Origin of the sequence: Campylobacter sp. CFSAN122748 (assembly GCF_045277125.1) — a bacterium.
GTDB classification, from domain to species: domain Bacteria; phylum Campylobacterota; class Campylobacteria; order Campylobacterales; family Campylobacteraceae; genus Campylobacter_D; species Campylobacter_D jejuni.
Window position 1 is genome coordinate 1,079,084 of sequence record NZ_CP116953.1, and the last position, 23,657, is coordinate 1,102,740.

The 23,657-nt window shown below is 29.7% G+C and carries 21 protein-coding genes; 4 read left to right on the plus strand and 17 right to left on the minus strand.

What is annotated here, in order from left to right:
- Window positions 1–7: 7 nt before the first annotated feature.
- The 17 genes from OT390_RS05700 to OT390_RS05780 all read right to left on the minus strand — a co-directional run bounded on the left by OT390_RS05700 (window position 8) and on the right by OT390_RS05780 (window position 18,928).
- Window positions 8–625: a phosphatidylserine decarboxylase gene (locus OT390_RS05700; RefSeq protein ID WP_032586289.1), complete on the minus strand. Its 618-nt coding sequence runs from the start codon at window positions 623–625 to the stop codon at window positions 8–10.
- Window positions 622–2,559 (minus strand): ATP-dependent zinc metalloprotease FtsH, encoded by a 1,938-nt coding sequence (gene ftsH / locus OT390_RS05705; RefSeq protein WP_002856296.1) that lies wholly within the window; start codon window positions 2,557–2,559, stop codon window positions 622–624. The genes OT390_RS05700 and ftsH overlap by 4 nt, the downstream gene beginning before the upstream one ends.
- Before the next feature lie 3 nt (window positions 2,560–2,562).
- A complete protein-coding gene (locus OT390_RS05710) occupies window positions 2,563–3,408 on the minus strand; it encodes a 50S ribosomal protein L11 methyltransferase (RefSeq protein ID WP_002856135.1) in 846 nt (281 codons plus the stop codon).
- Window positions 3,409–3,430: 22 nt separating this feature from the next.
- The gene (locus OT390_RS05715) at window positions 3,431–3,823 is read right to left on the minus strand and encodes a chemotaxis response regulator CheY (RefSeq protein ID WP_002866134.1); all 393 of its coding nucleotides are present in this window, start codon (window positions 3,821–3,823) and stop codon (window positions 3,431–3,433) included.
- Window positions 3,824–3,935: 112 nt separating this feature from the next.
- Entirely contained in the window at window positions 3,936–4,829 is an 894-nt protein-coding gene (locus tag OT390_RS05720; RefSeq protein ID WP_002856519.1) for a PDC sensor domain-containing protein, read from the minus strand.
- Entirely contained in the window at window positions 4,829–6,601 is a 1,773-nt protein-coding gene (pglF, locus tag OT390_RS05725) for a UDP-N-acetylglucosamine 4,6-dehydratase (configuration-retaining) (protein ID WP_002858054.1), read from the minus strand. The genes OT390_RS05720 and pglF overlap by 1 nt, the downstream gene beginning before the upstream one ends.
- Before the next feature lies 1 nt (window position 6,602).
- The gene (gene pglE / locus OT390_RS05730) at window positions 6,603–7,763 is read right to left on the minus strand and encodes a UDP-N-acetylbacillosamine transaminase (RefSeq protein WP_002852877.1); all 1,161 of its coding nucleotides are present in this window, start codon (window positions 7,761–7,763) and stop codon (window positions 6,603–6,605) included.
- A gap of 97 nt (window positions 7,764–7,860) precedes the next feature.
- Entirely contained in the window at window positions 7,861–8,451 is a 591-nt protein-coding gene (gene pglD, locus OT390_RS05735) for a UDP-N-acetylbacillosamine N-acetyltransferase (RefSeq protein ID WP_004308598.1), read from the minus strand.
- Window positions 8,438–9,040, minus strand: coding sequence for an undecaprenyl phosphate N,N'-diacetylbacillosamine 1-phosphate transferase (gene pglC / locus OT390_RS05740; protein ID WP_032583016.1), 603 nt, complete (start codon window positions 9,038–9,040; stop codon window positions 8,438–8,440). Before pglC ends, pglD begins: the two co-directional genes overlap by 14 nt.
- Window positions 9,033–10,163 carry a N,N'-diacetylbacillosaminyl-diphospho-undecaprenol alpha-1,3-N-acetylgalactosaminyltransferase gene (pglA, locus tag OT390_RS05745; protein WP_052800205.1) on the minus strand — a complete coding sequence of 377 codons (1,131 nt, stop codon included), beginning with the start codon at window positions 10,161–10,163 and terminating at the stop codon, window positions 9,033–9,035. Before pglA ends, pglC begins: the two co-directional genes overlap by 8 nt.
- Before the next feature lie 9 nt (window positions 10,164–10,172).
- The gene (pglB, locus tag OT390_RS05750) at window positions 10,173–12,314 is read right to left on the minus strand and encodes an undecaprenyl-diphosphooligosaccharide--protein glycotransferase (RefSeq protein ID WP_002860216.1); all 2,142 of its coding nucleotides are present in this window, start codon (window positions 12,312–12,314) and stop codon (window positions 10,173–10,175) included.
- Between the two features lie 3 nt (window positions 12,315–12,317).
- Window positions 12,318–13,415 carry an N-acetylgalactosamine-N,N'-diacetylbacillosaminyl-diphospho-undecaprenol 4-alpha-N-acetylgalactosaminyltransferase gene (gene pglJ, locus OT390_RS05755; protein WP_002867211.1) on the minus strand — a complete coding sequence of 366 codons (1,098 nt, stop codon included), beginning with the start codon at window positions 13,413–13,415 and terminating at the stop codon, window positions 12,318–12,320.
- A complete protein-coding gene (gene pglI / locus OT390_RS05760; RefSeq protein WP_002867212.1) occupies window positions 13,403–14,332 on the minus strand; it encodes a GalNAc(5)-diNAcBac-PP-undecaprenol beta-1,3-glucosyltransferase in 930 nt (309 codons plus the stop codon). Before pglI ends, pglJ begins: the two co-directional genes overlap by 13 nt.
- Entirely contained in the window at window positions 14,325–15,404 is a 1,080-nt protein-coding gene (gene pglH, locus OT390_RS05765) for a GalNAc-alpha-(1->4)-GalNAc-alpha-(1->3)-diNAcBac-PP-undecaprenol alpha-1,4-N-acetyl-D-galactosaminyltransferase (protein ID WP_079346724.1), read from the minus strand. Before pglH ends, pglI begins: the two co-directional genes overlap by 8 nt.
- Complete coding sequence (gene pglK / locus OT390_RS05770) at window positions 15,401–17,095, minus strand: ABC-type lipopolysaccharide transporter PglK (protein WP_002867213.1); 1,695 nt, start codon at window positions 17,093–17,095, stop codon at window positions 15,401–15,403. The genes pglH and pglK overlap by 4 nt, the downstream gene beginning before the upstream one ends.
- Window positions 17,089–18,075 carry a UDP-glucose 4-epimerase GalE gene (gene galE, locus OT390_RS05775; protein ID WP_032587260.1) on the minus strand — a complete coding sequence of 329 codons (987 nt, stop codon included), beginning with the start codon at window positions 18,073–18,075 and terminating at the stop codon, window positions 17,089–17,091. The genes pglK and galE overlap by 7 nt, the downstream gene beginning before the upstream one ends.
- 58 nt (window positions 18,076–18,133) lie before the next feature.
- Window positions 18,134–18,928: a 3'-5' exonuclease gene (locus tag OT390_RS05780; protein WP_002860221.1), complete on the minus strand. Its 795-nt coding sequence runs from the start codon at window positions 18,926–18,928 to the stop codon at window positions 18,134–18,136.
- A gap of 66 nt (window positions 18,929–18,994) precedes the next feature.
- Between OT390_RS05780 and waaC the strand changes: the two genes are divergently transcribed.
- The 4 genes from waaC to OT390_RS05800 are packed head-to-tail and all read left to right on the plus strand — an operon-like array spanning window position 18,995 to window position 23,617.
- Window positions 18,995–20,023, plus strand: coding sequence for a lipopolysaccharide heptosyltransferase I (waaC, locus tag OT390_RS05785; protein WP_002859241.1), 1,029 nt, complete (start codon window positions 18,995–18,997; stop codon window positions 20,021–20,023).
- Window positions 20,013–20,900, plus strand: coding sequence for a lipid A biosynthesis lauroyl acyltransferase HtrB (htrB, locus tag OT390_RS05790; RefSeq protein WP_002871713.1), 888 nt, complete (start codon window positions 20,013–20,015; stop codon window positions 20,898–20,900). Before waaC ends, htrB begins: the two co-directional genes overlap by 11 nt.
- Window positions 20,897–22,444, plus strand: coding sequence for a glycosyltransferase (locus tag OT390_RS05795; RefSeq protein WP_032586274.1), 1,548 nt, complete (start codon window positions 20,897–20,899; stop codon window positions 22,442–22,444). Before htrB ends, OT390_RS05795 begins: the two co-directional genes overlap by 4 nt.
- Before the next feature lie 3 nt (window positions 22,445–22,447).
- Complete coding sequence (locus OT390_RS05800) at window positions 22,448–23,617, plus strand: glycosyltransferase family 2 protein (RefSeq protein ID WP_032586271.1); 1,170 nt, start codon at window positions 22,448–22,450, stop codon at window positions 23,615–23,617.
- Window positions 23,618–23,657 lie beyond the last annotated feature (40 nt).

Here is a 23,657-nt window from a genome sequence, read left to right on the forward strand (position 1 = left end):
TTTTTCCTTACGCAAAATAGCCTAGCAATGAACCTGCTTTAATTTCATCATTTAAGCCTATATGAATTCTAGTATCTTTTGGTAAAAGTAAACTTATAGAGCCATTAATTAAAAAACCCATTCTATCTCCTGCTTTTAAATCATGAGAAATATTATCAAGCTTTAATTTTCTATCAAAAGAACCTGCATAGATTCGCAAGGCTATCGTTTTATTCTCTTTAACTTTTGCCAAAATAAAAGCTCTTTCATTCATCATTTTTGCAGATTTTAATTCACTGCACAAAAAAAGCCCATGTCGTAAACGAACATCTATTATAGACATTGCAAAAGGTGTATTAAAATTTCCAGCATCATAAAGAGCATTTTTAATAGTAATTTCAACACATTCACCCAAATCTTTATGATGAATATTTTCTATTTTAGTAACCCTACCATCTATAGGTGCAAAAATAGCTTTTTCATCACTACAAACAAGTTCTCTTTTGGGTGTTCTAAAAAGAAAAATACAAATTACAATTAATGTTAATAGTAAAATGGAAAAAGAATAAAAAATCCATACAAAAATAAAAATCAAGCTTAAAATAATAAGGCTTAAATATCCATCTTTTGCAATAAAATCTTTCATTCTTCTACTTTAACTTCAGTTTTAACTTCTTCGAGTTCTTGTAAACGAGTTGGTAGACTATTTTGATCCTCAAACTCTTTAATAATCTCGCGCACTTTATTACCTTCAATAGTTTCTTCTTCATAAAGGGCTGCAACCATAGTCTCAATCGCTCCCTTATAAGTATTTAAAGTATCTTTAACATCTTTATAGCGTTCATCCAAGGTTTTCTTTACATAATCATCTAAAGATTCTGCCATCTTTTCAGAATAATCTTTGATAGTTTGTCCACCACTTAAGAAAGTATTTCTTTGTTTTTCAAGTACCATAAGTCCTGCAATTTCACTCATACCATACATAGAAATCATAGCTTTTATGATATCGGTTGCTCTTTCTAAATCATTACTTGCACCCGTTGAAATTTCACCTATAAACACTTCTTCAGCTGCACGACCACCCAAAAGTACATCTACTTCAGCGATAAGTTCATGTTTTTGCATTAAAAATTTATTTTCCTCAGGAGTATTTAAAGTATAACCTAAAGCCGCAAGACCACGCGGAATCACAGAAACCTTACTTACACGTTTTGCGCCTTTGGTAGTTTCAGCAATCAAAGCATGACCGCATTCATGATAAGTAACAATTTTCTTTTCTTTTTCATTAATACGACGTGATTTCTTCTCAAGCCCTGCTATAGCTCTTTCAACAGCTTCAACTAAATCATTTTGTTCTACATATTTTTTAGAATCCCTACCCGCTAAAAGCGCTGCTTCATTAATAATATTTGCAAGATCAGCTCCTGCAAGCCCTGCGGTTAAGCGTGCTATATCTTCTACTTTAACTTTTGGGGAGATTTTGACATCTTTCATGTGCACTTTTAAAATATCACACCTACCTTTAAAATCAGGTTTATCAACTAAAACTTGTCTATCAAACCTTCCTGGTCTTAAAAGCGCTGCATCTAAAACTTCTGGGCGATTTGTTGCTGCTAAAACAATGACTGGGGAACTTTCTGTCCCAAAGCCATCCATTTCAGCCAAAAGCTGATTTAAAGTTTGCTCTCTTTCATCGTTTCCACCCATCATGCCACTTGCTGCACGACTTTTACCAATAGCATCTATTTCATCTATAAAAACAATAGCAGGAGCTTCTTTTTTTGCATTTTCAAATAAATCTCTCACACGAGAAGCACCTACACCCACAAACATTTCTATAAAAGACGAACCTGAAACACTAAAAAACGGCACATCAGCTTCACCTGCAACTGCTTTTGCAAGCAAAGTTTTTCCTGTACCTGGAGGCCCAACAAGTAAAAGCCCTTTTGGAATTTTAGCTCCCAATTTAATATATCTTTCAGGATACTTTAAAAAATCTACAATTTCTTTTACTTCTTCTTTAGCTTCTTCAACACCAGCTACATCGCTAAATTTTACTTTAGGTTTTTCTGAATTTACAAGCTTCTTAGAACTTCCTATACCCAATATAGAACTTCCCATATTTTTTTGCATACGACTTGCCAAAAACATCCAAATACCAAAGAAAATAAATACTGGCAAAACCCATGAAAAAAGTATATCCGTAAACCAATTTGTTTCAGAATACGCACCATAAGCGATATTTTTACTATCTAGTAAACTCACAAGCTCAGGATCATTAACTTTTTTTGCTGTATAAACAGTATTGTGAGAGCTTGAAATCGCTTTGATTGTTGTTTGTCCTATACTAACTTGATTGATTTGTCCACTTTCAATAAGCTTTTTTAACTCAGAATAAGGGACATTTTTATTTACTTCATTGCCATTCAATGCCCCGCCAAAAGAACCATTGCCATCAAAAAATCCCTTAAAAATAATTATCATTACAATTGCAAAAATCGCAAAAATAAAAATGGGATTTTTGTTAAAAAAATTATTACCCTGCGGATTACCCTTATTATTTTGGGTATTATTATTCATTGCTTATCCTTTTTTATTATTTTTATATACAAAACTACACCACTCATTGATTTGCATTTCATCAATGAGTTCCAAATCTTGAAATTTTTCTTTAATTCTTGTTGAATATTTATCTAAAATTCCTGACAAAATAAGTATAGCATTATCTTCTAAATGGTTTTTAATATCTTTTTCTAAAATTAAAATCACATCTGCAATGATATTTGCAACAATTAGATTATATAAACCATTTGCTTTATCTATAGATCCACACCAAGCCTTGTGAAAATCGACACCATTTAATCTTGCATTTTCTAAAGAACTATCAATAGCCAACTCATCAGTATCACAAATTTCAACATTACAACCAAACTTTGCCATAATAATACCCAAAATTCCACTACCACAACCAAGATCTAAAGCTCTTAATTTACTTTTAGAAAATTTTTGTAAAAATTTTACACAAGAATATGTGCTTTCGTGATGTCCTGAGCCAAAGGCTAAGGCTGGATTAATCTTTATATTTATACAATTCTTCTTTTCTTCTTGCCAAGTTGTATGGATGTAAACATTATCCACTAAGATAGGTTTTATGCCTTTTTTATATTCTTGTATCCAGTCCTTGTTTTCTTTCTCTACAAGACTTAAATTAGAAATAATTTTATGGTTTAAATTGAAAGTAGTTGTAAGTTTTTGAGCAAATATTTCAAGTGCCCATGAAAACTCTTCTAAACTCTCATGGGATCTAATGTAAACACCATTATCTTTCTCTTCTATGGCTTCTATACCTAAATCAAAAGCAAAATCAAGAAATAAATTTTTATACCGCTCTTCTACAATAAAGAACAATTCATAATATTTTTTTTGCATTTAGAATTTTAAAAATCAGCCTTTACTCAGCTGCACCTTCTCCACTTCCTGTTCCTAAAACATCTTCAAGTTTTTCCTTTAAAACTTGTGGAGTAAAAGGTTTTACAATATAGTTATTTACGCCAGCTTTTAAAGCAGTAATCACTTCAGCTTTTCCGCCCTCAGTTGTAACCATGATGATAGGCATATCTTCATATTTTTTCTCTGCTCTTACTTTTTTTACCAACTCCAAGCCATTCATTTCTGGCATATTCCAATCTGTAATTAAAACTTTTACATCTTCATTTTTAGTTAATAAATCCCAAGCTTCAACGCCATGCTCAGCTTCTAAAACATCATCGTGTCCAAGTCTTGTTAGGGTATTTTTAATAATCCTTCTCATAGTAGAACTGTCATCAACAACTAACAATTTCACAATTTCGTCCTTTCAAAGTTTTTATAGTTTTATTTTACCCTTTTTAGCCTTATTAATCAAGCTAAAAAATTTTAAAAAACAGCATTATATCATCTTTTACTTAAATTTTTACTCAAATATTATTATTTTTATACTTAACCGTAAATAAATATACACTTAAACCTAAAAGAAGCAAGCTCACTCCACCGATAAGATAAATCGCATAAATCATCTGAGAAAGATCACCAATAGCAAGTTTAAATACCAACATCAAAGCTTCTATAGCTAAAGCAATGATAATAGAACCCAAAAATCTCACCATAGTTTTTTGAATTCCACCTTCTTCTTTTTTTGTCCTTCCTAATACTTCTTGTTCGATCAAAGTTTTTGCCAAATCAAAAATAGCTAAAGCCAAAGTTATAGCGATGGTACTTTCAAACATATGTTCTATACCTATAGCTTGATTATCAAAAAGACTAAAAAAACCTTTTTGAAATAAAAAACAAGTAATCACAAATAAAACCAGTGCGAAGCAAAAATATACCGAACGACTAAATTGAGTAAAAACAAACTCAAATTTTCCTGCTTGAATAATCTTTAAAATATCTTCAAGCTTGATATCAATACAAACAACAAAAAGCAAGTTATTTTTATCATCGTAAATTGGCATAGAAGCTGTCACGCAAAGCTCATTATTTAAAACCGAAGGATAAGGATCGCTTAAAACACATCGTCTTAATTTTACAGCTCTATAAAAATAAGAACGAGTACTTCTATCCTCACCCTGCCCTATTTCATGAGCTTTATTTAAGGAAATCGCATTTTCTATTTGCATGCCTGAAATATCTAAAATATACAAAGCATCAAAAACAACAACTTCATGAGCTATTTTATCCAAAGCTGTTTTAATCGTTTCAAGGTGAATATCAGGAAGTTTATTGGGCAGATTTCTTGTTAAAATATAACTCATATAAGCTCTAGCACGATAGCGATTATCTTCAAATCTTTGTATATCTTTTATATACATTATACACCTTCTTTATTGTGTTTAAATTCAGGTACAATCTTTAATAAAGCCTCTGAAATATCTTCACATATTTGTAAATTTTCTATCTCTTTATTAAGCCAATCAAGATCAACCTTCTCATTCTTTGCTACAAAAATACTCTCATATTGCGTTTTAGCATCATTTTCATCAATCAAAAGCTCTTCATAAAGCTTCTCACCTTTTCTTAAGCCTGTGATTTTAATTTCTAAATCATTGCGATTAGAAAGTAAAAGCATTTTTTTAGCTAAATCTATGATTTTCACAGGCTTACCCATATCCAAAACAAAAAGTTCTCCCCCTTTTGCGATAGCTCCAGCTTGTAAAACAAGTTGCACTGCCTCAGCCACAAGCATAAAATAACGCACTATATCAGGGTGCGTTAAAGTTAAAGGCTCATTATTGGCAATTTGTGCTTTAAATTTCGGTATCACACTACCACTAGAACCTAAAACATTACCAAAACGCACACAAGCAACTTCAAAATTTTCATCACTCATACTTAAAGTATAAAGCTCACAAACTCTTTTAGTGCAACCCATAATATTTGTTGGTCGCACTGCTTTATCTGTACTTATCATCACAAATTTAGCTACTTTATTTTCTTTAGCACTGTCGCATAAAATTTTAGTTCCTAAAATATTATTGATTACTGCTGAATGTGGATTTTGTTCACAAAGAGGCACATGTTTATAAGCGGCTGCATGTAAAATAAGCTCAGGTTTATAAGTTTTTAATACCTCATCTAAACTTTGCTTATCTAAAATACTCAGTAAAATAGGAGTAATTTTTTCTTTATATAAATTTAAATCATCATTGATCTTATAAAGATTATACTCACTATGATCAACCATAATAAGATGCTTAGCGCCAAATTTAATACATTGCTTACAAAGTTCACTGCCTATAGTTCCACCTGCTCCACTTACCAAAACTACCTTGTCTTTTAAAAAAGCCGCCACAGCACTATCATCTAAATCTTTTGGTTTTCTAGCAAGCAAGTCTTCTATACTGATATCTCTTGCTTCGTTTCTTGTAAAAGAAAATATTTTTACATCACAAATACCATAAGCTACAAGTTCTTCAAAAAGTTTTTTAAGCTCTTCTTGTTCAAGTCTTAAAGCAATAATGGCAGTTTTTACCCCTTGTTCTACATAAGATTTTATTTTTTCTTTTTCTTCTACAATAAATTTATCACAATAAGTCCCTATAAGCTCTTTTCTCGCATCAACTACGCCTACAGGAAAAAGCCCTAAAGAACCTTCTTTTGCACCTTTTAACAAATGCAAAGCCTTAGAAGTTGCCCCTACTACAATACAAGGAGTTTCTTCTTCTTTCATTCTAGAAGGTTTAAAATCCACAAGCATTCTTTTGCTAATTCTTAAAGTACCTATAAACATATAAGAAAGAACAAAATCTATCACAATAGCACTTCTTGGAAAAGGATTAAAAAAATCACTAAAAAAATAAAAAATAAGAAAAAAACAAAACTCAGCTAAAAGCAAAGCGATAAAAATTTTTCTTGCTTCATTAAGAGAAAAAAATCTCCAAGCTACTTTATAAATTCTAAAAACAAACAAAAATGAAAGTTTTAAAACAAGCAAAATAATAGCAGAAACCATCATACCATGATAAAAAATACTCGGAATATCTCCACTAAATCTCAAAGAAAAAGCCAGATAAACGCTAAGTAAAATTAAAACAATATCTGAAGTTAAAAAAAATGCTAATCTTTTGCTTTTATAAAAAATCATTTTAAGCCTTTATGCTCTTTAAGATCAGTTTTGAAATTTCATAAACATCATCTTTACTCATCGCCGTGCCACTTGGCAAACAAATTCCTTTTTGGAAAAATAACTCACTATTGCCATTAAGATAAGCCTTAGCTCCTTTAAATACTTCTTGAGCGTGCATAGCTTTCCATAATGGTCTTGTTTCTATTTGTTCATTTTTCAAATCTTCTATGAGTTTTGAAATTTTTGGATGCAAAGTAATATTTTTTTGACTGATATTTATATCTTTTTGACAAGAATTAAGTTCATTTTTATCAAAATCAATCAAAGCTGTACTTAACCAGCGATTGCTTCTTGAATTTTCTAATTCATCTAAAAAGCTAAAACACTCTCCTAAAAATTCTTTATACCACTCATAAATTTCTCTTTTTTTAAGCACTCTTTGTTCTAAAACCTCCATTTGCGCTACGCCAATAGCTCCTAAAACATTGCTTAAGCGGTAATTATAACCATAATCTAAATGTTCATAATGCAAACAATTTTCCCTAGCTTGAGTGCTATAAAATCTTGCTTTTTCAATCTTTTCTTTATTTTTTCCTATAAGCATACCTCCACCTGAAGTGGTGATAATTTTATTGCCATTATAAGAATAAGCTCCAAATTCTCCAAAAGTTCCTAAAGCTTTATTCTTATAAAAACTTCCTAAAGCTTCAGCAGCATCTTCGATTAAAACAATTTCATTTTCTTTGCAAATTTCAACAATTTCATCCATTTTAGCCGCATTGCCATAAAGATGAGTTAAAATCAATGCTTTTGGTTTTTTTTCACATTCTTTAATAGCAAGCTTTAATAAATCTACATCGATATTATAAGTTTCATCACAATCTATAAATACAGGTTTTGCTTTAAGATAACAAATAGGTGCTACTGAAGCGATAAAAGTAAAAGAAGAAGCCAAAACAATATCATCTTGTTTTACCCCTGCCACCCTTAAAGCTAAATGCAAAGCCGCTGTGGCTGAATTTAAAGCTAAGGCATTTTCACTTTTACTGTAAGCCTTGACACTTTGTTCAAAGCGATTTACAAATTCACCCAAAGGTGCTATATAATTGCTTTTGAAAACTTCTTCTATGTATTTTAATTCATTACCACCCATATGCGGAGGAGAAAGAAAAAATCTCATGATTTATCCTTTGTGTAAAACAAAATTTTTATAAATTGACTCTATTTTACCTAAAAAAATTTACAAAGAATCAAACAAAAATCTTTTTATAATCATTTCATATTTTTCTTTTTGCAGGTACTCCCACAAAAACACCTTTTTCATCTTGATTTTTAACTAAAGTTGCTCCACCACCTAAAATACTATCATCTGCCAAACTTAAATTAGGCAAAACACAAGAATTAATCCCTAAAAAACAATTTTTACCAATTTTTACATTACCCGCACATTTAGCTCCCACACTCACATGAGAAAATTCCCCTATCACACATTCATGCTCAATTACGCTTGAAGTATTTAAAATCACACCTTTTTCTATTTTAGCTTTAGCGTTAATCACTACATAAGGCATGATTAAAATTCCTGCACTTTCTTCCACGATTGCGCTAGGACTTATAAGTGCACTTTTATGGATAAGATTGACAATTTTAAAGCCATTTTCTGAAATTTTTTGATAAATCTTTTTTCGAATTTCATTGTTTCCTATGGCTATAAAAAAATCATATTTAGGTAAGGTACTTTCAAATTTCATTCCTTTAAAATCATCTAAAAAAATACATTCTTTATAACCCATATTTTTAGCCACATCTTCACAAACAAGCCCATGACCACTAGCACCATAAATATAAATTTTTTCAGTTCTTGCCATTAAATTTCTCTGTTGTAACATGGCCTTCTTTGCTTACCCCACTTCGTTTTAAAACCTTTAAAGCTGTTAAAAACATGATTTTTAAATCAAGCAAAAAAGAAATATTTTTCACATAATACACATCAAGTTCGAATTTTTTCTGCCAAGAAATAGCATTTCTACCATTTACCTGCGCCAACCCTGTTATACCTGGACGCACTTTATGACGCAATTTTTGCTCTTCATTATAAAGGGATAAATACTCTACTAAAAGAGGTCTAGGTCCCACAAAACTCATATCCCCTTTTAAGACATTAAAAAGTTGTAAAAGCTCATCCAAGCTTAAGCTTCTAACAATTTTTCCAAAAGCTTTTAAGCGAAGCTCATCGCTCAATAACTCACCCTTTTCATCTCTTTCATCGCTCATGGTTTTAAATTTATAAATTTTAAAAATTTTTTCATCTAACCCGGGACGATTTTGGGTAAAAATCACACCTCCTTGAGTGATTTTTAAAAGTAAAGCAGTGATTAAAATCACCGGAGAAAAAAGTACTAAAAGCACTAAAGCTAAAATAAAATCAAAAATTCTTTTAAAAACTTTTTCATACATTCTTAATTACCCTATCATAAAGTTTTAAATAACGCTGTGCGATATTATTTTCATCGTATTGTAAAGCATCTTGGGCGGCATTTTTAGCTAAATTTAATCTTAATTTTTCATCTTCTAATAAAAGTGAAATTTTTTCGCTTAAATCCTTAGCATTTTTTGTTTTTGCCCAAAGTCCATCATAAGCATTAGAAATAGCCTCTACACAACCTTCGCAGTCACTTACCACTATAGCCTTACCACAAGCTTTTGCCTCCAAAACACTTACAGGAAAGCCTTCTTTATAGCTTGGTAAAACAAAAATATCACAATTTTGCAAAAGCTCGACTATATCACTTCTAGCACCCAAATAATGCACCACACCCGAGTTTAAAAACTCCAAACTCGCACAAGAAGGATTTTCATCTCTTCCACCAACTAAAACAAAATTTGCTTTGTCTTTTAGCATAGTAGCACTTTCATAAAATTCTTTTACACCTTTATGCCATAAAGCTCTTGCTATCATAAGCACAATGGGTTTTTTATCTATGTTTAAATTTTTCCAAAAAAGCTCTTTTTTTTCCGATTCTACATAAATAGGAAAAAATTTTTTTAAATTGATCCCTACGGATTTTATCACACAAATTTTACTTTCCTTAAGTCCTAAATTCCGCATAAACTCAGCATTACTTTCATTGACAAAAATAAATTGGTGTGCAAATTTAAAACTTAATTTATAAAGATTATTAATAAAAAAACGCACTAATTTTGCCTTAAAACCTTGATCTATATAAAAAGATCCCAAGCCTTCTACCAAAGCAAAACGATAAGGAATTTTTGCCCATTTTGCTGCTAAAATTCCAAAGGTATTGCTTTTGTGTGCCGCACTTTGAATAAGATCAAGATTTAAATTTTTCAAAACCTTAGCAAGATAAAAAAAATTCTTTAAAACCACAAAAGGATTTAAACTAGCTCTTGAAAGCTCGTAAACAATTACTTTTAAGCCAAGATCTCTAAGTTTTTGTGTGTATTCATCTTGTGGCACTATAACAAAAACTTCATCTTTTCTATCTTTTAATGCTTTTATAATAGGCGTTCTAAAATGATAAATACTTGCTCCTGCATGTGATAAAAATCCTATTCTCATTTTCAACCCTTAAATTTTAAGTTTAAAAACCTTGGCATCTCTAGAATTAATCACCAAGTCAAATAAATTCTTATCATAATTTCCTAAAAAAAACATTTGCACATAAGCACTATTAAACATGGTTTTATCCATTAAAATAAATTGTGCGTAAGGAATAGCACTATCCTTTAAATAAAAAATATAAAACTGAGCCTTATCATCAATTGGAGTGATTTTGTATTCACCTTGTTTAATAGAATTAATCTCTACGATACTATTTACAGAAACCACATTATCACCTATTTTAAAACTTCTAAAATCATCGCTTAAAACCACTCCGTTGCTAAGATAAATTTCTCCATTTTTAACATCAAGTGGATAAGCTGTGCTAAAGGTAAAAGGTTTATCCAAAACTCCTGTATCTAAATTAATAAAAGAAAAACTAGCCACCGTAGAAAAAATCAAAGACATTCTAGCGGGCATATAAAGATAAATATCACGAGTTTTTGGTGTATCGATTTTAAAATCAGGTTTTGATAATGAAGCTAGAAATAAATCCACATTGCTTTGATTATAATCTTTCATCATGGCTTGTAAAATGTCTGATTTTAAAATATCATTTTGCGGAGCATAAAAGCTTTTTTCTGTATATTCTACACTAAGTCTTGCCATATTAGCCGCAGCTTGTTCATCTTTGCTTAAAGCAAAAGAAGGGAAAAAATTATCCTTACCTAAATGCTTTCCACCATCTACTAAAGTTTTCACATCGCTATAATAACGCACAGGATAACCATAATCCCACCAAGTTACCACATAATCTTCTCTATTGGCTATATTTTTTAATTGATTTAATAATGATGCTTCATTTTGAGAAAAAACTGTTGGCGCTTTATAGTTGTAAATATGGATAAATACTGGAGCTAAAGTCAAAATAGTTGCAAAAACAATACAAACATTTGAAGTTAATTGGCTATATTTTTTAACCAATATAGCCTTAAACTCGCTCAATAAAAAACCAAATCCTAAAGCCATTACAGGTACAGAATAAATGGTAAATCTAAGCCCCCCTTTTAAGGCTAAAAACCCAAGCACCAATATAGGTAAAGCCATAATCATACTTTTATGTTTTCTCAAAAGCCATACAAAACCAAACAAAGAAAACAAGAAAACAATTTCACTACCACTAATTCTTCGCATAAATTCGCTAAAATCTACATTTTCAACTTCTTGTATGGTTTGATTAACATTAAAATACATAAAGCCCTGTGTTAAATTCGCACTTTCATCACTTCTAAAAATATAAAATTTAAGCTGATAAAGTATGGGATCAACCCCACCGCTTAAAATCAAAAATATCAAAGTTGCACTACCTAAAATTCCTATAATCATAAAATTTAAGCGTTTTTGCTCTAAAGCAAATAAAGCAAAAAGTATTACTATAATGGCACTTTGATAAAACCATGCTATATTTGAAAGAGTAAGAGAAGACAAAATCACAGCTATATAAAAAATCTTTTCTTTTCTATGAAAAATAAGTGTATAAATTAAAAAAAGTCCAATTAAAGCTACATTTAAAGTATAACTTGAAGGATACCACCAAAGATAAATCCCTATAAATAATGGCAAGGCAATCAATGAAAAAAAGTCTTTTTTTAAAATCATTCTTACCATAAAAAATAAAATAAACATAGGTAAAACAATTACCAGCATATCCGTATCATAATACCCACTCATAGTGCGATTATAATAACTGTTTGCTACACTTGCTAAAAGAGCAGCTACAAAGCCCATTAAAGGACGTTTGTATTCATTAGCTAGTAAAATAATAGGAATCACCACCAAAGAAGATAAAAAAGTACTCATATATAAAATGATACTTTCAAAAGAAAAAGGTGTGATTTTATAAAGCCAATAAGTAAGCGTAGATAAAGAAGATCCATAATAACTCAAATCATTAGGCTGATGAAAACCTGCTATCATATCTCTTGCGCCCTCAGCAAAGGCATAGCCATCGTTTGAAATGATCATTAATTGATTATTGAAAAAATACTCATTAAACTCACTTGCCCACCAAATCCAGTAAAATCTACACAATACACTAAAAACATAAGCTAATATAATCATCGCAAACAAAACTAAATAAGGGTTTTTTAAATACTCTTTTTTCAACATCTTTTATCCTAATAAATATTTCAAAGCATCGCGTGCAATTTTTACTTTATCAAAGGCTTTAGCCCTAGTTTTAGCTTTGTTTTTATACGCTTTTCTTAATTTATCGTCTTCAAGCATAGTTTTTAAACCCTGAAACATAGAGTTTTCATTATCTACTTCTACTAAAAGTCCAAATTCATCATCGCCAAAAAGCTCTCTTGCACCACTTTTATGATCAGTGCAAACCACCGCACAAGAACAAGCCAAACTTTCGATTAAAACATTTGAAAAACCTTCAAACACAGAAGCAAAAGCAAAAAATTCGCATTTAGCCATGTATTTATAAGGATTATTATCAAATCCTAAAAGCAAAACCTTTTCTTCCAAATTTAATTCTTTAATCAAAGCTAAAAGCTCATCTTTAAGCACACCTTCACCTAAAATCACAAGCTTTAAACCTGTTTTCAATCTCGCATAAGCACGAATTAATAAAGCATGATTTTTACCTTTATCAAGCCTGCCTACACTTAAAATAAATTTATCTTTTAAAGCTATGTCTTCAAGGGCTTTTTGCCCTATGTTTTCTAAATCGATGGCATTGTATAAAATTTCACATTTTTTTGGATTTATACTAAAATTTTGCACTAAATCTTCTAAATTTCCTTTAGAATTAGGCAAGATTAAATCAGCTTTTGGGTAAAGCAAAGAAATTAAAAATTTATTTGCCAAAGAATTAAAATTATTTTTTACATACATCACACTTGGCGTAGTGCATTCATTGATCACAAGGCGAGTTTTGTTTCCAAACATTCTTGCCATTAAGGCTATATAATTAGGTCGATTTAAAAAAACAAATTCTGTATCAATGCCCAAATTTCTGCAAAGTTTTTTATATTTTAAAGCCAAAAAAGGTAGTTTTAAAAATTTCAAAATAGGATTTTCACTAGGTTTTGAACATTCTAAAAAATGAATTTGACACTCTGGAATTTCATAAGAAATTTTATCATTCATCAAGATCAAATGCACTTCAAATTTCAAACTTAAAATAGGCAATAAAGTCGCCACAACTCTTTCAGCACCACCACTTCCTAAAGAATAAATAAAAATGCCTAATTTTTGCATAAAGCCACCCGAATTTTTGATAATTTTTCAATCATATTATTTGGAATTATACTTAAAATGAGTAATATCAAAGCAGGAGCGTTGATTTTTATACTCAAGCTTTTAAACAAACACTTATAAAGAGCTTTATAATTTTTTGCAAGTTTTGCATAATAAGCTGCCATTTTATAATAACTCGCACAAGTTTTTTTATAATCTTTATCCTTACTCATTCTAAGTTCATTTTCTAAAATTTTAGCAAGCTCTAAATATCCCAAATATACCCTATGAGCATTTTTACTCGCCCCTAAAGTCACGCTATCTTGCCTAAAAATCCTATAAATCCTAAAAGCCTTATGGATATAAAAACTTTTTTCCTTGTATAAATTTACCCAAAGCGTGGCTTCATTGCCATAAAATTCTTCATTAAAACGCTGGTTTTCAAGTAGAGATTTTTTAAAAACAGAAAAAAACTCTCCGCTAAATTTAACCATTAAAAAATCTTTTTTAGAAATTTCACTATCTTTTTCCAAGCCCTTACCGCTAAATTCCTTGCTTAAATTTCCTTCTTTTTCTATCAAACAATTTCCAAAAACATGAGCATAACCCTCATTTGCTTTTTGCATCAAGGTACTTAAAGCCCCAGATAAAAGCTCATCATCATCATCTAAAAAAGTTACAAACTCGCCACTTGCTTGATCTAAGCCATTATTTTTATTGCCATTTGGGCCTTGTTTGTAATTTTGATTTAAAAAATACTTAATGCGATCATCATCTTTTTGTAAATTTTGCACCACACTTTTAGTATCATCGCTAGAATTATCATCGCTTACAATAATTTCTAAATCTTTAAAATCTTGATTTTGTATGCTTTTAATAGCCTTTTCTAGTAAAACTTGACGATTAAAAGTTGGTACTATAACAGAAAGTTTAGGCATTTTTAACCTCAGCTATAAGCTTAAGCCATTCTTCTTTGATATGAGAAATTTCAAAGTCTTTACACCTTTGTTTGGCATTATTTACAAGTTCTTTTCTAAAATTTTCATTATTTAAAACAAGTTCAAGTTTTTTAGCAAGTGCTATTTCATCATCACAACCTATCAAAAGCCCATCATGATTATCTTTGATTAAATCCTTAGCACCATTATAATAAGAACTTGAAATTCTACAAACCTCAAAATACAAACTTTCAATTAAAACCGTTGGCGAACCCTCTACAAAAGAACAAAGACAAAGCACTTTTGCTTTTTCATAAAGAGTCTTGACATTTTCAACTCGTCCTAAAAAATCAACTTTTATTCCTAAAGATTTTACCTTGTATTCAAGTTCTTGCCTTAACTCTCCATCTCCTGCTATAACAAATTTATAATTTTCTTGCAAATTTTTATCCAAATGCGCTATAGCTTTTAAAAACATTGCAGGGTTTTTGTTGTGATCTAAACGCCCTATAAAAAGAACCAAATTTTCCTTTTCAAAACTAGAATCAAAAGGAATTTCATCGCTAAAATGACAAGGGTTTAATAAAAGCCTAACCCTTTTTACAAATCTTTCATAATACACCTTATCACTGCTTCCAAGCACACTTAAAGCATCACAAAAAGGATAGCTTACCCTTCTTAAAAAACGCCAAATTTTAGGTTTTAAATACGCTTCATTGCTATGCTCACTTATAATGAGTGGAGTTTTAAACCCTATTTTCGCAGCAATACAAGCAATATTAGTCGTATCCAAAAAAGAAATAAAAACATCAGCCTTACTTTCTTTCAAAGCCTTTCTTAAAGCAAAAAATTTCTTAAAACGACTTGCGATTTTATGATAAAGCGTATCAAATCTAAATTGTTCTAAACTTGTAACTTTAACTTCATTTTCAAGCTTATAAAAAGATTCTCCTGCATGAAATTTAATAATACTTACTTCATGCTCTTTGCAAAGTGCATTAACTAAGGTTACTAAAACACGCTCAGCGCCTCCTGAATTTAAAGTTGCGATAATAAAGCTTATTTTCATCATTTCTCCTCTTTAAGCTTACCGTGTTCTAAACGATAAACCTTATCACATTGCGTTATCGTAGAAAGGCGATGTGCGATAATAATCATGGTTTTATCTTTAGAAATTTTATAAATTTCATCCATGATTTTTGCTTCACTTTGAGTATCAAGAGCAGAAGTTGCTTCATCAAGCACTAAAATTTCAGGCTCTAAATATAAAGCTCTTGCTATAGCTATGCGTTGTTTTTGTCCCCCGCTTAAATTACTCCCCCCATCACCCACTTTTGTTTGCACTCCTTGAGATAAATTTTTTATAAAATGCTCTAAATTTGCTTGTTTGATAACCCTATTAAGTTTTTCTTCATCAACCGCATCTCCAAAAGTGATATTTTTAGCTATACTGTCATTAAAAAGATAGATATTTTGCGGGATATAGCCTATTTTTTGGCGATAATTTTTTGTATTATTTGCATTTAATTCTTGCTTATCAATTAAAATTTGCCCTTCTTTTGGTTTTAAAAGTCCTATGATAAGATCTACTAAGGTACTTTTTCCGCAACCACTCTCCCCTATAAAAGCGATTTTTTCGCCTTTTTTAATGTTTAAGTTAAGATTTTTAAATAAATATTTTTTTCCCTCATAACCAAAGCTAAGGTTGTAAATTTTAAGCTCTTGATTAAAGCTTAATTTTTCCTCGCCCAAATTTTCTTCTTCTTGTCTTAAATTTTGATAAATAATATCCAAAGAAGAATGATAATAAAGCAAATCATGATAACTTGTAATAATACGATTTGCACTTGGCATTAAGCGATAAAGTGCTAAAACAAAAATAGAAATCGTGGATAAAATACCTGAAATATCACTTTCATTTTTCAACACCAAAAATACCACGATAAAAACAAGTACACAAAAACCTATTCCTTCAAGATAAATTCTAGGCACCGCAGCTACACTTTCGTTGGTAATATTTGCTTTAGAAAAAGCTTCACTTTGCGCTTTAAAAAGACTTAATACTCCATCTTCTTTGGTTTTAAGCTTAATAAATTTGAAATTATTTAAATTTGTATTTAAAATTTCAAAGAAATTTTTCATCGCTTCTTCGCGTCTTACTCCTGCTTTTTTAATGATAGGGCTTAAAATTTTCACTAAAATAAAGGCATTTAACACCATAAAAATACTTAAAAATAAAGTGATTTTATAATTAATCAAAAGCATTAAAGCATAAAGCAAAAGCACTACAAAAATTTCACTCATCAAAAGCAAAAATGATGAAATCATAGTGCTTAGATTATAAACTTCCCCTGTAATGGACTTTAAAATTTCAGATTGATTTTTTTGAGTAAATTTTTCATAATTAATATTTAAAAATTTAGAAAAAACCTTATAAGCGATCACATGATAACGCCCTTTAGAAAATCTTGCTAAAAGATGAAAATAATACGCATTTAACAAAGCTCTAAACACATAAAAAACAATAAGCCCCACCCCAAAATAAACAATGATTTCAAAAACAGGGATATTAAGATATTCTTTTAAGCTGATTAAATATTTATTACGATCAAAATAAGAAAAATCACTGGCCAAAGTGATAAAAGGCATCACCAAAGAAATCGCAAAAGTTTCTATAAAAGAAACAAATACTGAAAAAACAAGCAAAAAAAATAAAAAATTTTTATCTTCCTTACTTAAAATAAAAAAAAGTTTTTTTAACACTGTTTTTCCCAATCAAAAGCAGATTTGCAAATAAGCTCTAAATCATCATATTTAGGCTGCCAAGAAGTAAGATTTCTGATTTTACTTGCATCAGAAATCAACACACTAGGATCACCTGCACGGCGTGGGGCAAGTTCTACTTTAAAATCCACTCCACTAACTTTTTTCATCGCTTCAATCACTTCTTTGACACTAAAACCATGCCCATAACCTACATTAAAAATATTACTTTCATTCTCTTGTAAATAATCCAAAGCCGCTAAATGCGCACTTGAAATATCATCTACATGGATAAAATCTCTTATGCAAGTACCATCTTTTGTATCATAATCATCGCCAAATATGAAAAGTTTATCACGTTTTCCTGCGGCACATTCAGCTGCAACTTTTATGAGTAAGGTTGCTTTTGGATAGCGTTGTCCTAAAGTATAATCCATACAAGCACCTGCAACATTAAAATATCTTAAAATACAATGCTTAAATTCAGGATTTGCCATACTTGCATCACGCAAAACCTCTTCACTCATAAGCTTACTACGCCCATAAGGATTAATAGGTGCTAAAGGGCTTGTTTCGCTCACAACAGGAGTTTGTGGTTCGCCATAAGTGGCTGCCGTTGAAGAAAATATAAATTTATTTACTCCAGTTTGCAAACAAGTTTCGATGAGATTTGTCGTATTAACAGTGTTGTTCATATAATATTTTAAAGGATTTTGCATACTTTCAAAAACTTCAATGCTTGCTGCAAAATGCACAATAGCGTCAAATTTTTCTCTCTCAAACAATGCTTTTACGCCTTGAAAATCACTTAAATCTTGTTCGAAAAATTTAAAAGCTCTTATTTTTTGCAAATCTTCTATTGCGATTTTAGAACCCTTAGAAAGATTATCTAAAACACAAATTTCATGATCTGTTTTTAAAAATTGTCTTAAAGTATGAGAACCTATATAACCTGCACCACCGCTAATAAGAATTTTCATCATCATTCCTTTTTTTAAAAAATGTCAAAAATAAATTTTAATATATTTTCTTAAATACTTAAGATTGAACTTTTGAAATTTCACTCTCACAAGCTTTTGCAAAAACTTCTGTATAGGAACGATCTGATTTTTTTTCACGCAAAAAATCTCTCATATAAGAAAGAAAATCAACATAATCTTCTTCACTAACATTAGCTTTAATAAGTTCATATTTTAAAAAAAGCATATAGGTGTTTAAAACATCACTTTCACAATATTCGTGAATTTTTTCAAGTTCATTTTCATAAAAAAGTTTCATCACCTCATCGCCATGCACATCATATTTTCCTGGCAAACCCACCATAGAGCAAAGTGTATCAAGCTTTATTCCACGCCCATTAGATCCTAAGGATTCTAATAAATCACAATGTTTTAATTCTGAAAATCTTGTTTTATAATTATTCCATTTATCGCTTTGAGTATCTAAATAAGTTGCTGCTTTTAAATTGTATTTTAAAGCCCTTAAAACAAGAACAGGCATATCGAAATTTTTACCATTAAAGCTGACTAATTTTGGCTCATAATTTTCTATAAAATTGAAAAAATTCTCAATCATTTCTTTTTCATTTTGCCCATCAATTTTATTTACTTTGATAAATTTTCCAAAATTATCACTTAAAACCGCACAAATACTGATGATTTTATGATAAGGCAAAGGCAAAAACTCACTCCCGCTTTGTTCTTTTTGCCACTGAAGTGCTTTTAAACTTACCTCCAAATCACTTCCTTCAAAACCTAAAGTTTTGCGGATAAGCTCAACATCTGGCACACTCTCACAGTCAAAAACACAAATATAACCTTCATTTTTTGCCATTTTTTAACCTTTTTTTAAATAATTTCGCTAAAATCATAGCAAAAATTTTAAAATATTAGGCTTTTAATGAAAATAGCAATTGTTCGTTTGTCAGCACTTGGTGATATTATCCAAAGTGCCGTGGTTTTGCAATTTATCAAAAATTTTAAAAAAGATATAGAAATTCATTGGTTTGTAGATGAAAAATTTGAAGGCATACTTAAAAACCATCCTTTAATAGACAAACTCTATGCCCTGCCCTTAAAAGACAAAAAAATTTTAAAAAGCCTAAAAATTCTTCTTAAAGCAAGAAAAAACAACTATAATGCAGTAATAGATCTACAAGGGCTCATAAAATCTGCTATTGTAAGTCGAATTTTAAGTAGAAATAATTTTGGTTTTGATAAAAATAGTCTTAAAGAAAGTTTTGCTCATAATTTCTACAACCAAAAACTTGAGTTAGATTACAATGAAAATGTATTTGTAAGATACTTAAGTCTTACCTCCTTTATGTTAAATACTGATTTTAATGTCAAAAATTTAGCCTTTAAACAAGATATTTTTAGCGTAGATGAAAATTTAAAACAACTCTTAAATAATAAACTCAAACTCGACAAAAACGAAAAAAACATACTCATACATGTGGGCTCAAGTGTAGAAAATAAAATCTATCCTAAAACCAAACTTGCTATACTTTGCAAACTTTTAATCAATGAATTTCAACAAGCAAAAATTTGGCTCGCTTGGGGAAATGTAAAAGAATACGAATTTGCCAAAGAGGTTTTAAATCTTAGTGGTATTGATGAAACACATATAGAATTAGCACCAAAATTCAGCCTTGAAGAGCTAATGGCTTTTACAAAAATGATGAATCTTATCATAGGAAATGATAGTGGTCCAACACATTTGGCTTTTGCTTTAAATAAGGCATCTATTACGATTTTTGGTGCAACACCAAGCTACCGCAATGCTTTTCAAACTCATATCAATAAAATCATTGATGCAGGTAAAAAAATCCAAAATGCCAAGCATATCGATAAAAGTGATTTTTGTATCACGCGTATAGAAGAAGAAGATATCTTCAAACTTGCCAAAGGCTTACTTAATGAAAAATAGTGATAGAATATATCTTAGTCTTTATTATATTTTAAAATTTTTTGTTACTTTTATGCCTGAGTGTATCTTGCATTTTTTAGCTTTGATTGTAGCAAGAATCACTTTTTATCTTAATAAAAAACATCGCAAAATCATCGGTACAAATTTGCAAATCTGCTTCCCTCAATACACTCAAAAAGAACGCGATAAATTGTCTTTGAAAATTTATGAAAATTTTGCTCAATTTGGAATTGATTGTTTGCAAAATCAAAACACCACCAAAGAAAAAATTCTCAATAAAGTAAATTTCATCAATGAAAATTTACTTATAGACGCTCTAGCTTTAAAGCGTCCTATTATCTTCACAACTGCACACTATGGAAACTGGGAAATTTTAAGCCTTGCTTATGCAGCTAAATATGGTGCGATTGCCATAGTAGGGAAAAAGTTAAAAAGTGAAATTATGTATGAAATTTTAAGCCAAAGTCGCACCCAATTTGACATAGAACTTATCGACAAAAAAGGCGGCATAAGACAAATGCTAAGCGCTCTAAAAAAAGGGAGAACTTTAGGAATTTTAACCGATCAAGACTGCGCAGAAAACGAAAGCGTAAGATTAAAATTTTTTAACAAAGAAGTGAATTATCAAATGGGAGCAAGCCTTATCGCACAAAGAAGCAATGCTTTGATCATCCCTGTTTATGCCTATAAAGAAGATGGTAAATTTTGCATAGAGTTTTTTAAAGCAAAAGATTCTCAAAATGCAAGCTTAGAAGAACTGACACTTTATCAAGCACAAAGTTGCGAAGAAATGATTAAAAAAAGACCTTGGGAATACTTTTTTTTTCATAGACGCTTTGCAAGTTATAATAAGGAAATTTACAAGGATGCAAAATGAATCTAAAGCAAATAAGTGTTATTATCATCGTAAAAAATGCAAAACAAACCTTGCTTGAATGTTTAAATTCTTTAAAAGATTTTGATGAAATTATTTTACTTAACAATGAAAGTAGTGATAATACCCTAAATATAGCTAATGAATTTAAAAAAGATTTTGCTAATTTGCACATTTACCACAGTGCTTTTATAGGTTTTGGAGCTTTAAAAAACCTTGCTTTAAGTTATGCAAAAAATGATTGGATTTTAAGCATTGATGCTGATGAAGTGCTTGAAAATGAGTGTATTAAAGAGCTTAAAAATTTAGAACTTCAAGAAGATAATATCATCGCACTTAGTCGTAAAAATCTCTATAAAGGCGAATGGATAAAGGCATGTGGTTGGTGGCCTGATTATGTTTTAAGAATTTTTAATAAAAATTTCACTCGTTTTAATGATAATTTAGTACATGAAAGCCTTGTTTTGCCAAGTAATGCTAAAAAAATTTATCTTAAAAATGGATTAAGGCATTATGCTTTTAGAGATATTTCCCACCTAATTGACAAAATGCAGTACTACTCAAACCTTTGGGCAAAACAAAATATACACAAAAAAAGTGGTGTTTTAAAAGCAAATTTAAGAGCTTTTTGGACTTTTTTTAGAAATTATTTTTTAAAAAATGGCTTTTTATATGGTTATAAGGGTTTTATAATTAGCGTTTGCAATGCCTTAGGGACTTTTTTTAAATACATGAAATTATATGAACTTCAAAAGCAAAAGCCAAAAACTTGCGCTTTAATAATAACAACTTATAATCAAAAAGAACGCCTTAAATTAGTGCTTGATAGTGTTAAAAATCTAGCCTTTTTACCCAATGAAGTTTTAATCGCAGATGATGGTAGCAAAGAAGATACAGCAAGGCTTATTGAAGAATATCAAAAAGATTTTCCTTGCCCTTTAAAACACATTTGGCAAGAAGATGAGGGTTTTCGTACTGCAAAAAGTAGAAATAATGCTATTAAAGCTTCTAAAAGTGAATATATAATTTTAATTGATGGTGATATGATTTTAGAAAAAGACTTTGTAAAAAATCATTTAGAATTTGCGAAACGCAAAGTAATTTTACAAGGTTCAAGAGTAATTTTAAATAAAAATGAAAGCGAAGAAATCTTAAAAAACAATAATTATAGTTTAGCTTTTAATAAAAAAGATTTTAAAAGTTCTAAAAATTCTTTTTTAGCTAAAATTATCTATAAATTTTCAAAAATAGAGCAAAAATTTTTTGATACAAAGGAAATAGTAAGGGGCAGTAAAACCTGTAATATGAGTTTTTTTAAAACTGATTTTGATGAACTTGATGGTTTTAATGAAAATTTTATTGGTTGGGGTAGAGAAGATAGTGAATTTGTTGCTAGATTTTTATTTAATAAAGGCATTTTTAGACGCTTAAAATTTAAAGCTATTGCTTATCATATTTATCACGAAGAAAATAGCAAAAAAATGCTTGAAAGCAATCATCAAATTTATTTAGATACCATCAAAAATAAAAAGATTTCTTGGAGATAAAACATGAAGAAAATAGGTGTAGTTATACCAATCTATAATGTGGAAAAATATCTAAGAAAGTGCTTAGATAGCGTAATTAATCAAACCTATACCAACTTAGAAATCATGCTTGTAAATGATGGTAGTACAGATGAAAACTCACTTAATATTGCAAAAAAATATACCTTAAAAGATAAAAGAATAACTCTTTTTGATAAGAAAAATGGGGGTTTAAGTTCAGCTAGAAACGTAGGTATAGAATACTTTAGTGGAAAGTATAAATTAAAAAACAAAACTCAACATATAAAAGAAAATTCTTTAATAGAATTTCAATTGGATAGTAATAATCCTTATAATATATATAAAGCATATAAAAGCTCTCAAGCTTTTAATAATGAAAAAGATTTAACCAATTTTACTTACCCTAGTATAGATTATATTATATTCTTAGATAGTGATAATTATTGGGAATTAAATTGTATAGAAGAATGTGTTATAAGAATGAAAAATGTGGATGTATTGTGGTTTGACCATGATTGCACCTATGAAGACAATATAAAAAATAAGCACAAAAAAACAAGGATGGAAATTTTTAATTTTAAAGAAGAATGTATAATCACTCCAAAAGAATATGCAAATCGAGCATTAAGTGTAGGATCTAGAGATATTTCTTTTGGATGGAATGGAATGATTGATTTTAATTTTTTAAAGCAAATTAAACTTAAATTTATAAATTTTATTATCAATGAAGATATACACTTTGGAATAATTTTGTTTGCTAGTGCTAATAAAATTTATGTTTTATCACAAAAGTTGTATTTGTGCCGTTTAAGAGCAAACAGTATATCAAATCATGATAAGAAGATTACAAAAGCAAATGTGTCAGAGTATTTTAAAGATATATATGAAACTTTCGGGGAAAACGCTAAGGAAGCAAAAAATTATTTAAAAGCAGCAAGCAGGGTTATAACTGCTTTAAAATTGATAGAATTTTTTAAAGATCAAAAAAGCGAAAATGCACTTGCTATAAAAGAAACATTTTTACCTTGCTATGCCAAAAAAGCTTTAATGATTAAAAAATTTAAAAAAGATCCTTTAAATTTAAAGGAACAATTAGTTTTAATTAAACCTTTTATTCAAACAAAACTTCCTTATGATATTTGGAAATTTTGGCAAAAAATAAAAAATATTTAATAATAAAAATATAAAAAATTAATTAATTTTTAGGTATAAT

Bases quoted from the DNA above. Each gene is read 5' to 3' on its own strand.
- OT390_RS05700 (WP_032586289.1), bottom strand. From the start codon at position 625: ATGAAAGATTTTATTGCAAAAGATGGATATTTAAGCCTTATTATTTTA.
- ftsH (WP_002856296.1), bottom strand. From the start codon at position 2,559: ATGAATAATAATACCCAAAATAATAAGGGTAATCCGCAGGGTAATAAT.
- OT390_RS05710 (WP_002856135.1), bottom strand. From the start codon at position 3,408: ATGCAAAAAAAATATTATGAATTGTTCTTTATTGTAGAAGAGCGGTAT.
- OT390_RS05720 (WP_002856519.1), bottom strand. From the start codon at position 4,829: ATGTATATAAAAGATATACAAAGATTTGAAGATAATCGCTATCGTGCT.
- pglF (WP_002858054.1), bottom strand. From the start codon at position 6,601: ATGATTTTTTATAAAAGCAAAAGATTAGCATTTTTTTTAACTTCAGAT.
- pglE (WP_002852877.1), bottom strand. From the start codon at position 7,763: ATGAGATTTTTTCTTTCTCCTCCGCATATGGGTGGTAATGAATTAAAA.
- pglD (WP_004308598.1), bottom strand. From the start codon at position 8,451: ATGGCAAGAACTGAAAAAATTTATATTTATGGTGCTAGTGGTCATGGG.
- pglC (WP_032583016.1), bottom strand. From the start codon at position 9,040: ATGTATGAAAAAGTTTTTAAAAGAATTTTTGATTTTATTTTAGCTTTA.
- pglA (WP_052800205.1), bottom strand. From the start codon at position 10,163: ATGAGAATAGGATTTTTATCACATGCAGGAGCAAGTATTTATCATTTT.
- pglB (WP_002860216.1), bottom strand. From the start codon at position 12,314: ATGTTGAAAAAAGAGTATTTAAAAAACCCTTATTTAGTTTTGTTTGCG.
- pglJ (WP_002867211.1), bottom strand. From the start codon at position 13,415: ATGCAAAAATTAGGCATTTTTATTTATTCTTTAGGAAGTGGTGGTGCT.
- pglI (WP_002867212.1), bottom strand. From the start codon at position 14,332: ATGCCTAAACTTTCTGTTATAGTACCAACTTTTAATCGTCAAGTTTTA.
- pglH (WP_079346724.1), bottom strand. From the start codon at position 15,404: ATGATGAAAATAAGCTTTATTATCGCAACTTTAAATTCAGGAGGCGCT.
- galE (WP_032587260.1), bottom strand. From the start codon at position 18,075: ATGAAAATTCTTATTAGCGGTGGTGCAGGTTATATAGGTTCTCATACT.
- OT390_RS05780 (WP_002860221.1), bottom strand. From the start codon at position 18,928: ATGGCAAAAAATGAAGGTTATATTTGTGTTTTTGACTGTGAGAGTGTG.
- waaC (WP_002859241.1), top strand. From the start codon at position 18,995: ATGAAAATAGCAATTGTTCGTTTGTCAGCACTTGGTGATATTATCCAA.
- htrB (WP_002871713.1), top strand. From the start codon at position 20,013: ATGAAAAATAGTGATAGAATATATCTTAGTCTTTATTATATTTTAAAA.
- OT390_RS05795 (WP_032586274.1), top strand. From the start codon at position 20,897: ATGAATCTAAAGCAAATAAGTGTTATTATCATCGTAAAAAATGCAAAA.
- OT390_RS05800 (WP_032586271.1), top strand. From the start codon at position 22,448: ATGAAGAAAATAGGTGTAGTTATACCAATCTATAATGTGGAAAAATAT.